General features: G+C 61.0%; 8 protein-coding genes and 4 pseudogenes. 7 read left to right on the forward strand and 5 right to left on the reverse strand.

Features of this window, described 5'->3' with window-relative positions; translation table 11 throughout:
• Nucleotides 1-15: 15 nt before the first annotated feature.
• Nucleotides 16-2,328, reverse strand: coding sequence for a 5-methyltetrahydropteroyltriglutamate--homocysteine S-methyltransferase (gene metE / locus ACA051_RS23585; RefSeq protein ID WP_497372129.1), 2,313 nt, complete (start codon nt 2,326-2,328; stop codon nt 16-18).
• Nucleotides 2,329-2,446: 118 nt separating this feature from the next.
• Between metE and metR the strand changes: the two genes are divergently transcribed.
• From metR to ACA051_RS23610, 5 genes and pseudogenes are all read left to right on the forward strand, one after another.
• Entirely contained in the window at nt 2,447-3,364 is a 918-nt protein-coding gene (gene metR / locus ACA051_RS23590) for a transcriptional regulator MetR (protein WP_010457725.1), read from the forward strand.
• A gap of 135 nt (nt 3,365-3,499) precedes the next feature.
• A pseudogene (locus ACA051_RS23595) lies at nt 3,500-3,673 on the forward strand (LysR family transcriptional regulator); the annotation flags it as partial.
• A 135-nt stretch (nt 3,674-3,808) separates the two neighbouring features.
• A pseudogene (locus tag ACA051_RS23600) lies at nt 3,809-3,982 on the forward strand (LysR family transcriptional regulator); the annotation flags it as partial.
• Between the two features lie 135 nt (nt 3,983-4,117).
• A pseudogene (locus ACA051_RS23605) lies at nt 4,118-4,291 on the forward strand (LysR family transcriptional regulator); the annotation flags it as partial.
• Between the two features lie 135 nt (nt 4,292-4,426).
• Nucleotides 4,427-4,600: pseudogene (locus ACA051_RS23610) on the forward strand (LysR family transcriptional regulator); the annotation flags it as partial.
• Nucleotides 4,601-4,720: 120 nt separating this feature from the next.
• On the opposite strand, the gene ACA051_RS23615 reads toward ACA051_RS23610, so the two are convergent.
• The 4 genes from ACA051_RS23615 to nosR all read right to left on the reverse strand — a co-directional run bounded on the left by ACA051_RS23615 (nt 4,721) and on the right by nosR (nt 7,913).
• On the reverse strand, nt 4,721-5,218 hold the full coding sequence (locus tag ACA051_RS23615) for a GNAT family N-acetyltransferase (protein ID WP_497305141.1): 498 nt from the start codon (nt 5,216-5,218) through the stop codon (nt 4,721-4,723).
• 2 nt (nt 5,219-5,220) lie between these two features.
• On the reverse strand, nt 5,221-5,859 hold the full coding sequence (locus ACA051_RS23620; RefSeq protein ID WP_497305142.1) for a LysE family translocator: 639 nt from the start codon (nt 5,857-5,859) through the stop codon (nt 5,221-5,223).
• A gap of 23 nt (nt 5,860-5,882) precedes the next feature.
• On the reverse strand, nt 5,883-6,317 hold the full coding sequence (locus tag ACA051_RS23625) for an NUDIX hydrolase (protein ID WP_497305143.1): 435 nt from the start codon (nt 6,315-6,317) through the stop codon (nt 5,883-5,885).
• Nucleotides 6,318-6,533: 216 nt separating this feature from the next.
• Nucleotides 6,534-7,913: a response regulator c-di-GMP phosphodiesterase, NosR family gene (gene nosR, locus ACA051_RS23630; RefSeq protein WP_497305144.1), complete on the reverse strand. Its 1,380-nt coding sequence runs from the start codon at nt 7,911-7,913 to the stop codon at nt 6,534-6,536.
• Nucleotides 7,914-8,172: 259 nt separating this feature from the next.
• Between nosR and ACA051_RS23635 the strand changes: the two genes are divergently transcribed.
• Together ACA051_RS23635 and ACA051_RS23640 are read left to right on the forward strand one after the other, a co-directional pair.
• Entirely contained in the window at nt 8,173-10,476 is a 2,304-nt protein-coding gene (locus ACA051_RS23635; protein WP_497372131.1) for a GGDEF/EAL domain-containing response regulator, read from the forward strand.
• Nucleotides 10,473-12,347 carry an EAL domain-containing protein gene (locus ACA051_RS23640; RefSeq protein WP_497372134.1) on the forward strand — a complete coding sequence of 625 codons (1,875 nt, stop codon included), beginning with the start codon at nt 10,473-10,475 and terminating at the stop codon, nt 12,345-12,347. The genes ACA051_RS23635 and ACA051_RS23640 overlap by 4 nt, the downstream gene beginning before the upstream one ends.
• Nucleotides 12,348-12,385 lie beyond the last annotated feature (38 nt).

The raw sequence follows: 12,385 nt of genomic DNA on the forward strand, positions 1-12,385 counted from the left end.
AAATGCCGCTAGTCGTTAAGCCAACTGACTGCGTAACTGCCTTGCCGCCGCCACCATGTTGACCAACGCCGCCTCAGTCTCTGGCCACGCCCGGGTCTTCAGCCCGCAATCCGGGTTCACCCACAACCGCTCCGCCGGGATCCGCTTCACGGCTTTGCTCATCAACTTGACCATCTCAGCCGTGTCCGGCACCCGTGGCGAGTGGATGTCGTAGACGCCCGGGCCGATGTCGTTCGGGTAGTCGAACGCTTCGAAAGCCTCGAGCAATTCCATGTCCGAACGCGAGGTTTCGATGGTGATGACGTCGGCGTCCATCGCCGCGATGGACTCGATCACGTCGTTGAATTCGCTGTAGCACATGTGGGTATGGATCTGGGTTTCATCCCGCACACCGGACGCGCTCAAGCGGAACGCTTCCACCGCCCAGTCCAGGTATTCCTGCCATTGCGCCCGGCGCAGCGGCAAGCCTTCGCGGAACGCGGCTTCGTCGATCTGCACGATCTTGATGCCGGCGTTTTCCAGGTCCACCACTTCGTCACGCAGGGCCAACGCCAATTGCTGCGCCTGGATTTTGCGCGAGACGTCTTCACGCGGGAACGACCACATCAGCATGGTCACCGGACCGGTGAGCATGCCTTTCATGACTTTGTCGGTCAGGCTCTGTGCATAAGTGATCCAGTCGACAGTCATGGCACTCGGGCGGCTCAAGTCGCCGTAGATGATCGCCGGTTTGACGCAGCGCGAACCGTAGCTCTGCACCCAGCCGAAACGGGTGAACAGGTAGCCGTCCAGTTGCTCGGCAAAGTACTCGACCATGTCGTTGCGCTCGGCCTCACCGTGCACCAGCACGTCCAGGCCAAGGCGTTCCTGAATTTGCACCGCGTGGCGGATTTCGCTGTGCATGGCATCGGTGTAATCGTTGGCCGACAGCTTGCCTTGCTTGAACGCCTGGCGTGCCAGACGGATCGAACCGGTTTGCGGGAACGAGCCGATGGTGGTGGTCGGGAATGGCGGCAGTTTCAGGCGCGCGCGTTGCTGCTCGATGCGTTTGGCGAACGGCGAGTGACGTTGGCTGTCCGCTGCGCCGATGGCGTTGATGCGAGCCTGCACCTCGGCTTTATGGATACGCGGCGACTCGGCGCGGCTCGCCTGAATCGCTCGGCTCTGGGCCAAAGCCGCTTGCACCTTGGGCGATTGAGGGTCGTTCAGGGCATCGCGCAGCACGGCGATTTCACCGCACTTCTGGACGGCGAAGGCCAGCCAGCTTTTCAGTTCAGGATCGAGTTTGTCTTCGCGTTCCAGGTCTACCGGGCTGTGCAGCAACGAGCAGGAACTGCTGACCCACAGGTTGTCGCCAAAGCGCTCTTGCGCCGGTTGCAGTTGCGCGAGGACTTGCTCCAGTTCGCAGCGCCAGACGTTGCGGCCGTTGACCAGGCCCACCGAAAGAATCTTGTAGGTCGGCAGGCGATCGAGCACCTGGCCGAGTTGATCGGGCGCCCGCACCGCGTCGATGTGCAGGCCTTGCACCGGCAGGCCGACCGCCAGACCGAGGTTGTCTTCCAGGCCACTGAAGTAGGTCGCCACCAGTTTTTTCAGCGGCGAGTATTGGAGGATGTGATAAGCGCGTTCGAAGGCGTTTTTCCAGGTTTGCGGCAGGTCGAGGGTCAGAATCGGTTCGTCGATCTGCACCCACTCCACGCCTTGGGCGGCGAGGCGGCCGAGGATTTCACCGTAGATCGGCAGCAAGCGTTCCAGCAGGTCGAGCTTGTCGAAGTCGTTGCCTTTGGCCTTACCCAGCCACAAGTAAGTCAGCGGGCCGAGGATGACGGGTTTGACGTTGTGGCCCAGGGCCTTGGCTTCGTCGACTTCGTCGAACAGCTGTTCCCAGCTCAGCTTGAATTGTTGGTCAGCACTGAATTCCGGGACCAGGTAGTGGTAGTTGGTGTCGAACCACTTGGTCAGTTCCTGGGCATATTGGGCCTTGGTGTGTTCACCGCCGCAGCAGGTCGCCGTGGCGCCACGGGCCATGGCGAACAGGGTATCGAGGGTCGGCAGGCCGCGCGCATCCTTGGCACTGTCGAAACGCTCGGGGATCACGCCGAAGGTCAGGGAATGGGTCAGCACCTGGTCGTACCAGGCGAAGTCGCCGACGGGCAGCAGGTCGATGCCGGCGTCTTTTTGCAGTTGCCAGTGGGTGGCGCGCAGTTGGCGGCCGACACTTTTCAGCGCGTCCTGATCGAGGTCGCCCTTCCAGTAGGATTCGAGGGCTTTTTTTAGTTCGCGGTCCGCGCCGATGCGTGGAAAACCAAGTGTGTGGGCCAGAGCCATGGTGAATTCTCTCTATAAAAGAAGCTGTAAAACATGGCGCTATTGTCGACAGCCAACCCAACATGAGACAAACTCAACCTTTTCGTGTTGATCACAAGTTTTCCTCATGGAGCCCCCGGTGCTTGAAATCCGTCACCTGAAGACCCTGCACGCCTTGCGCGAAGCCGACAGCCTGGTCGATGCCGCCGACCGTCTGCACCTGACCCAGTCGGCCCTGTCCCACCAGTTCAAGGAGCTGGAGGAGCGCATGGGCATGCCGTTGTTCGTGCGCAAGACCAAACCGGTGCGTTTCACCAGCGCCGGTTTGCGCCTGCTGCAACTGGCCGACGCGACCCTGCCGCTGCTGCGCGGTGCCGAGCGTGACATCGCGCGTTTGGCGGGCGGCACGGCGGGCCGTTTGCACATGGCGATCGAGTGTCACAGTTGCTTTCAGTGGCTGATGCCGACCATCGATCAGTTCCGTGATGCCTGGCCGGAAGTCGAACTGGACCTGGCTTCGGGCTTCTCCTTCGCCCCGCTGCCGGCCCTGGCCCGTGGCGATCTGGACTTGGTGGTGACTTCGGATCCGCTGGAACTGGCCGGGATCACTTACGTGCCGTTGTTCACCTATGAAGCGATGCTCGCGGTGGCCAATCAGCACCGTCTGGCGAACAAGGCCTACATCGTGCCGGAAGATCTGCTCACGGAAACCCTGATCACCTACCCGGTGGAACGCGATCGGCTGGACATCTTCACCCGCTTCCTCGAACCGGCCGACATCGAACCGGCGCAGGTCCGCACCTCGGAACTGACCGTGATGATGATGCAACTGGTGGCCAGCGGACGCGGCGTGTGCGGCATGCCCCATTGGGCGCTGCATGAATACAGCTCACGGGGTTATGTGAAGGCCAAGCGGCTGGGCGAGAAGGGATTGTTTGCGACACTGTATGCGGGAATTCGCGCGGACATGCTGGATGCACCGTACATGCGCGACTTCTTGCTGACGGCCAAGGACACGTCGTTCTCGACACTGGACGGGGTCAGCGCCGTACGCTGACACCCCACAACCCCTGTAGGAGCGAGGCTTGCCCGCGAAAGCGGTGTATCAGCCAAGTCGATGTCGACTGTCACGACGCCTTCGCGGGCAAGCCTCGCTCCTACAGGGATTATGGTGATTTCGGAATTCGCGCCATACAGCTCACGGGGTTACGTGAAGGCCAAGCGGCTGGGCGAGAAAGGATTGTTTGCGACGCTGTACGCCGGGATTCGCGCGGACATGCTGGACGCGCCGTACATGCGCGATTTCTTGCTGACAGCCAAGGACACGTCGTTCTCGACACTGGACGGCGTCAGCGCCGTACGCTGACACCCCACAACCCCTGTAGGAGCGAGGCTTGCCCGCGAAAGCGGTGTATCAGCCAAGTCGATGTCGACTGTCACGACGCCTTCGCGGGCAAGCCTCGCTCCTACAGGGATTATGGTGGTTTCGGAATTCGCGCCATACAGCTCACGGGGTTACGTGAAGGCCAAGCGGCTGGGCGAGAAAGGATTGTTTGCGACGCTGTACGCCGGGATTCGCGCGGACATGCTGGACGCGCCGTACATGCGCGATTTCTTGCTGACGGCCAAGGACACGTCGTTCTCGACACTTGACGGCGTCAGCGCCGTCCGCTGACACCCCACAACCCCTGTAGGAGCGAGGCTTGCCCGCGAAAGCGGTGTATCAGCCAAGTCGATGTCGACTGTCACGACGCCTTCGCGGGCAAGCCTCGCTCCTACAGGGATTATGGTGATTTCGGAATTCGCGCCATACAGCTCACGGGGTTACGTGAAGGCCAAGCGGCTGGGCGAGAAGGGATTGTTTGCGACACTGTATGCGGGAATTCGCGCGGACATGCTGGATGCACCGTACATGCGCGACTTCTTGCTGACGGCCAAGGACACGTCGTTCTCGACACTGGACGGGGTCAGCGCCGTACGCTGACACCCCACAACCCCTGTAGGAGCGAGGCTTGCCCGCGAAAGCGGTGTATCAGCCAAGTCGATGTCGACTGTCACGACGCCTTCGCGGGCAAGCCTCGCTCCTACAGGGATTATGGTGATTTCGGAATTCGCGCCATACAGCTCACGGGGTTACGTGAAGGCCAAGCGGCTGGGCGAGAAAGGATTGTTTGCGACGCTGTACGCCGGGATTCGCGCGGACATGCTGGACGCGCCGTACATGCGCGATTTCTTGCTGACAGCCAAGGACACGTCGTTCTCGACACTGGACGGCGTCAGCGCCGTACGCTGACACCCCACAACCCCTGTAGGAGCGAGGCTTGCCCGCGAAAGCGGTGTATCAGCCAAGTCGATGTCGACTGTCACGACGCCTTCGCGGGCAAGCCTCGCTCCTACAAGGGGTGTGGTGGGTTTAGAGTTCACGCCACATGTGGATTTTGTCGAAGTAGTCTTCGCCGACCCGGGCCGCCATGGGTTCGAGGCCGAACTGGATGAAGCCGCAGCGCTGGTACAGGTTGAACGCGGCTTCGTTGCCGGCGGTGACGGTCAACTGGATCAGCCGCAGGCCTTTATGGTTCTGCGCTTCATCCAACGCGGCTTGCACCAGTTGCTGACCCAAGCCCCGCTGCCGGACCTTGCCGGACACGTACATGCCAAACAGCGTTGCCTTGTGCCGGGCCTTTTCCCGAGGTTCAAAGGCCAGGCCGACAATGCCCGCCAACTTGCCCTCGTCAAACGCCCCGAGCACCACATCCAGTTTGCTGGTCAGGCGCGATTCCCACCAACTCAGCGGCATCGCGGCACGTTCGCGCACACTCGAGGTGAAGGCTTGCGGGTGCAGGTCGTAGGCTTCAAGCATCAGTGCCCGATAATCCAGGGCATGGCTGGCATCCAGCCGTTCAATCCACATGGTCAAGCCGTCCGTCGTTGCTCAAGCATCAGCCGCACCGCCAGCGCTGACAGGACAAACCCCATGAAATAACGCTGCACCACCAGCCAGGTCGGGTTGTTGACGAACCACGACGCGATGCCCGCAGCGAAGATCGCGATCAGCAGATTGACGCAGAAGCTGACGCTGATCTGGGTCAGGCCCAACACGATGCTTTGGGTGAACACCGAGCCATGCTCAGGCGTGATGAATTGCGGAAACACCGACAGGTAAAACACCGCGATCTTCGGGTTCAAGGCGCTGGTGAGAAACCCCATGGTGATCAGTTTGCGCGACGAGTCCGGCGGTAACTGCTGCGCTTCAAAGGGTGAACGCGCACCGGGTTTGACCGCCTGCCACGCCAGCCACAACAGATACAGCGCACCGGCCCATTTCAGCACTTCGTAGGCCAACGGCACGGCCAGAAACACGGCGGTCAAACCGGCCGCTGCGGCGAACAAATGCACGAAAAACCCCGCGACCACGCCGAGCAACGAAGTCACGCCGGCCTTGCGCCCCTGGCAGATCGAGCGGGAGATCAGGTAGATCATGTTCGGCCCCGGCGTCAGTACCATCAGCAACGCGGCGGCGGCGAAAATCAGCAAATCTTGAAGCGGGATCATGGGCAGTCCTGGTCCGTAGACGATCAAGCGATCGCGGTCAACGAAGCTCGATAAAACGGCAGGATCAGGTCCCGTGTCAATGGCGCCAGCGTGAGATCGCCGTCGGTGGCCGGATCAATCCAGCGCACCTCTTCGATCTCCGCTGCTGGCGATACGTCTGAATCGATGGTCAGCTGAAAGAGCTCGGCCTGGACGACAAAACCCGGCTCGTTGGCGGCCGGTGCCGAGAAGGGTCCCAGGTAGGTGGCGTGCGCGGGGTCGATGACCAGCCCAAGCTCTTCTTCCAGTTCACGGGCCAGGGCGTGAACCGGCAGTTCATGGGCCTCGATCTTGCCGCCGGGTTGCATGAAGGCTTCGGTCCCGCGTTTGCGAACCAACAGCGTGCGACCGTCGGGGCCGATCAACAGGGCAGCGGCGATGCGGATGATGCGAGGGGAAGTAGTGGTGGAAAAGGTCATGGATCTGAAGGGGCCTTGGGTGAAAGGCGCAAAGGATCACATGGGTGTCGCGCCGGCGTCACGGGGAAAAATAGCTGTCAGGCACTACGGAGTCCATTGTGGGAGCGGGCTTGCTCGCGAAGGCGTCGTGTCAGTCGATATCTACTTGGCTGATACACCGCTTTCGCGAGCAAGCCCGCTCCCACAGGGGTTCAGGGTTGAGTCTTCCAAAGGGGTTCAGGGCTGAGCCTGGACCAGCGGACCGGCCTCGAGCATCGCGCCCTCCACTTCCTCCGGCACTTTCACAAAAACACTGTATTTCGCCCCTTCCATCGCCTCGAAAGCGATCAGTTTCTCCACCAGCGGTCCGCTCAGTACCTTGCCCGCATTGAGCAGCAGCATGCCGTTATCGGCATTGAGGTTGTGCGCCAGAATCATGCCGGCCGCCAGGTCCCGGGTGCTCATGACCCTCACCGTCGGATCGGCCAGCGACACATCGCTCAGGTAGGCGGCGCAGACCTGAATGAAGTCCTCGACCAGATCAGGATCGTAGAGCCGACCGGCGTACTGGCGGATGTAGACCAGGGCTTCATCGCTGTTCATCTGGCGCTCAAGGATCAGCCCACGCTGTAACTCGATGAAATCCACCGCCAGTTTCAGCCACCGCGACCCGAGCGGAATCGCCTCGCCCTTGAGCCGGTCGGGGAATCCCGTGCCATCCCAGCGCTCCTGATGGTGAAGGATCAGGCGTGCAGCGTCTTTCATCGGGTCGAGGGTCATCAGCAACGACTCGCTCTGCTTCGGATAACCGCGATAACGCTCCTTATCGTTGTGGTGCAGCAGGTCAGCAGGCGCGGTCATCATGCTGTCGGTCCAGCTCAGCTTGCCGATGTTGTAGAGCGCCGCGGCCATGGTCAGGTCGCGGGTACTGCCCTCGTCCAGGCCATGAAGTCTGCAGTACACCCGCACCAGTTCGATGATCTGCCGGTTCGTCTGCTTGGCCGGCGGCAACCGCAGGTTGGCCAGCAGCGAGAACACCTCCGTGCCGGTCACATAGCTGTGTTTGAGCTCTTCATAGGCCAGGTCGAGCATGTCAGCGGTCTGCTGCAGCTCTGAGGTGCGGGACGCGACGTGTTTTTCCAGGGTCGCGTTGAGCAACTTCAATTCTTCGTTCCGGTCCCAGGTCTCCTGCACCAGACGCAACCGCTCGCGCTCGGAATGCTGGTAGGCGAGGGATTGTCGCAGCGTCAGCAGCAATTCCTCATCGTGCCAGGGTTTGCTGATGTAACGGTCAATCTGCCCCTCGTTGATCGCTTTGACGATCATCGTCAGGTCGGCATAACCAGTCAGCAGAATGCGCAGCGTGCCGGGATGGCGCTGGTGAATGTGCGCCAGCAGCGTGGCGCCGTCCATATTGGGCATGCGCGCATCGCTCATCACCAGGTCGACGGGCTGTTTCGCCATGATGTCGAGAGCCTGGGCCCCGCTGGTGGCCAGCAGCACGTCGTAGGGCTGGCCGCGCAAGAGCCGGCGCAAACTGTTGAGGATCGATTCCTCATCGTCGACCAGCAGAACCGTGGGTTTATAGGTGACAGTCGTGGGGAGTTGCTCTTCCATGGCATTACCTCAAGCGAAACGGGCATTGTTGCGTCAGTCATCAGCCAAAACATTCCGTTTCTGGCCCTGCCTGAGCTACAGGCTAGATGATTTTCAGCCAGTCCCCTGGAAATGATTCGTTAGCGTCGGCCGGGCGAAGTGCTGCACGGGCGACTATGCTCAGTTCACTCGGATCCATTATCTATACCGCTTGGCCACGTGATCAGGGAAAGGATGCCCCTATGAGCACACCGCACCACACTGCCACCGCTCCCGGCGTATGCCTATGAATACGCTGCTGGCACGAACCAACCGTCGGATACTTATCGTCGACGACACCGCGTCGATTCATGCCGACTTCAGCAAGATCCTCAGCCCGACCTCGATCGATGACGACGACTTGATCAGCGCCGAAAAAGCCCTGTTCGGGTCGCAAGCGACGGCAACGCTGCAAAGCTTCATGCTCGACTCGGCGTTTCAGGGCCTGGAAGCGCTGGACAAGGTCGAGCGAGCGCTGGCCAACGACCTGCCCTACGCGATGGCCTTCATCGACATGCGCATGCCGCCAGGCTGGGACGGCCTGGAAACCATCGAACGGCTGTGGCAAGTCGATCCCAAGCTGCAAGTGGCGCTTTGTACCGCTTATTCCGACTATTCCTGGGAAGACATCGATGAACGCCTGGAGCTGGGCGATCGCCTGCTGATCCTCAAAAAACCGTTTGATGCCATCGAGATCCGTCAGTTGGCCAGCGCCCTGACCGCCAAATGGCAGATGACCGAAGACGCCGAGCTGAAGATGTCGCTGCTGGAACAGGCCGTCGAAGAACGCACCCGGGAGCTGTCCGACGCCAACATCATCGTGCAGAACAGCCCTACCATTCTGTATCGCCTGCGGGGCGAACCGTTGTTCCCGCTGATGTACATCTCCCACAACATCACCAAGTACGGTCACGTCGCGGCGAACCTGGTCGCCTCGGCCAACTGGGCCCAGGAGTTGATCCATCCGGACGACCAGCCGAAGGTCGACACGGCCATGGCCCGGGTGCTGGATCGCCATGCGGCGGGCGCTTCCATCGAGTTCCGGATGCGCACCGGCGATGGTGCCTGGCGCTGGGTCGAAAACCGCTATATCCCGGTGCGTGACGACGAAGGACGTCTGCTGGAAGTCGAAGGCATCATCATCGACGTCACTGAACGCAAGGTCGCCGAGGAGAAAATCGCCCTGCTGGCCCGCACCGACGGGCTGACCGGGCTGGCCAACCGTGCCACCTTGATCGAGCGTCTGCACCAGGCGTTCGCCGCCGCGCGTCGAGGCGCAACGCCGTTCGCGATGTTCTACCTGGACCTCGATCACTTCAAACGGATCAACGATACCCTCGGCCACCCGGTGGGCGACCTGTTGCTGCAGGAAGTGGCCCGGCGCATCAAAGCCTGTGTGCGCGAAAACGACGTGGTCGCCCGCCTCGGCGGCGACGAGTTCGCCATCCTGCAACTGGACGTCAGCGACCCGACCCAGTCCGCGTCCCTGGCCGCCAAGGTCCGCGATGCGCTGGTGCTCCCCTACTCCCTGGCCGGCAATGACGTACGCGTTTCGGTGAGCATCGGCATCAGCAGTTATTCGCCGCTCATCACCAGCGCCGACGGCCTGCTGAACCAGGCTGACATGGCGCTTTATCGCTCCAAGGAAAAGGGCCGCAACCAGTATCACTTCCACTCCGAGGAGATCAATCAGGAGGTGGTCGAGCGCATGACCATCGCCAGCGAACTGCGCGCGGCCATCGACCATGAAGAACTCGAGCTCAATTACTGGCCGGAAGTCGACCTGAGCAGCGGCAAGATCCTCGGCATGGAAGCCCAGGTCAGCTGGAACCACCCCAAGCGTGGTTTGCTGGAAGCGCCGGCGTTCCTGCCGGCCGCGGAAAAAACCGGCGCCATCATTGCCCTCGGTCACTGGGTGCTGGATCGCGCCTGCCAGCAAATGCGCCAGTGGCGCGACGAAGGCATGGCGCCCCCGGTGATTGCCATCAAGCTGTCCCTGGCCCAACTGAAAAGCGGACCCGAGCTGATCTATGACGTACTGCGCACCACCGCGCGCTGGGAATTGTGCGCCTGGGACCTGCGCTTCGATGTCACCGAAGCAACCCTGGCCCAGACCAAATGGACCCACAACGACGTGCTGCCGCGCTTGCGCGAGCTGGGGGTGAAGATCGCCATCGACGACTTCGGCACCGAATACTCCTCGTTCGACTACCTCAAGACCTACCAGGTCAATCACCTGAAACTTGCCCAGGCCTTCATCGACACCGCTGCCCGCGACCCGGCGAGCGCCAACACGTTGCGCGCAATCATCAACTTCGCTCGCGAGGTAGGGATCGGAATCATCGCCGAAGGTGTCGAAACCCAGGAACAGCGTAGTTCGCTGATGGCCACAGGCTCGCCAATGAACGCTCAGGGTTACTTTTTCAGTAAAGCGGTCAGCAGCAAACAAGCAGCCCAGTTGCTCAAAGCCGGCAGCATCGTGCCCGCAAGCCACGAAAACGGACCGATCCTGGACAATCCGCACGCCACGGAGGACAAGGGATGAAAACTTCGTCCGTCCAGACCAACCGGCGCATTCTGATCATCGATGACACGCCGTCGATCCATCAGGACTTTCGCAAGATCCTTGGCCCCGATACCGAAGGTGAACAGAGCCTGGCCGGTACTGAAGAGGCGCTGTTCGGCACGCAACAGCCGGCTCGGCTCACCTTCCAGCTCGATTCTGCCTATCAGGGCCAGGAAGCCTTCGAAATGGTCAAGCGGGCCCAGGCCGAAGGTCGCCCCTACGCCATGGCGTTTACCGACATGCGTATGCCGCCGGGTTGGGACGGGCTGGAAACCATCGAACAGCTCTGGAAGATCGACCCGCACCTGCAAATCGCGCTGTGCACCGCCTATTCGGATTACAGCTGGGAGGACATGGCTGAACGGCTGGAGTTCGGCGACCAGTTACTGGTGTTGAAAAAACCCTTCGACAGTCTGGAAATCCGCCAGATGGCCAGCGCCCTGACCTGGAAATGGCAGATGACCCAGGACGCGGAGACGAAAGTGCAAAGCCTGGAGCAAACCATCGAGGCGCGGGTCCACGAACTGCTCAAGGTGTCCCACCTGTTGCAATACGACGTGTTGACCGAGTTGCCCAACAGCACGTTGCTCGGTGATCGGCTGAACCAGTCCCTGGCGTTGTCCCGTCGCCATGACAAGCAGCTGGCGGTGATGTTCCTGGGCCTTGACCGCTTCAAGCGTATCAACAATGCCCTGGGCCATCCGGCCGGTGACGAAATGCTCAAACGGGTCGGGCATAACCTGGTGTCCACGGTGCGCGAATCCGATTCGGTGTTTCGCTACGGTTCTGATGAATTCGTGGTGATCCTCGCTGACATCCGCCATCCCCAGCAGACCAAAGGCATCGCCGAAAAACTCTTGAACGCCATCGGTACGACACAGCACATCGCCGGCCATGACCTGAGCGTGACCGCCAGCCTGGGCATCAGCATCTACCCCGATGACGGCTTCGATGCCGTCGCACTGATCAAGAAAGCCGAGACCGCGATGCGCCACGTCAAGGAAAGCGGCCCCAACGACTTCCGCTTTTTCATTGAAGACATGAACCAGCGCGCCCGGGACCAGCAGACCATCGAGTCGGGTATTCGCCTGGCCTTGGAACGGGACGAATTTGTGCTGCATTACCAGCCCAAGCTCGATCTGGGCACCGGTGAGGTGGTCGGTGCAGAAGCCTTGATCCGCTGGCTGAAACCGGGGCATGGCTGGGTTTACCCGTCGGATTTCATTGGTGTGGCCGAAGACAGCGGCTTGATCGTGCCGTTGAGCAAATGGGTTTTGCGCCAGGCCTGTCGGCAAGCCTGCGCCTGGCAGGCGGCGGGGCTGCCGAGGCTGTGCATGTCGGTGAATGTGTCGGCCATCGACTTTCGCCAACGAGGCTTTGTCGAAGGCATTGAACAGGTCCTCGAACAAACCGGTCTGGACCCGTCATTGCTCGAACTGGAAATCACCGAAGGCGTGCTGATGCAGAACGTCGATGCCACCGTCACCGCCCTGAAGCAGATCAAGGCACTGGGGGTGCGGCTGGCCATCGATGACTTCGGCACCGGTTATTCCAGCCTGAGCTACCTGCGACGGTTTCCCATCGACGTGCTGAAAATCGACCAGTCATTTATTCGTGGTCTGAGCCGTGACAGCAATGACGCAGCCCTGGTCAGCGCCATTATCAGCCTGGGCAAGAGCCTCAAGCTGACCATCATCGCCGAAGGGGTGGAAACCCTCGAACAACTGGACTTCCTCAAGGCCCATCAGTGCGAAGAAGGCCAGGGCTACTACTTCAGCAAAGCCGTGCCACCGGACGCCTTTGTGCAGTACCTGATGTCGGTGAAATCCCCTCCCTCTGCCGCCACATGACCGATCAGCAGCGACACACGGGCTACCAGCCAAGGAAT

It is taken from the genome of Pseudomonas sp. LBUM1669 (genome assembly GCF_059695705.1).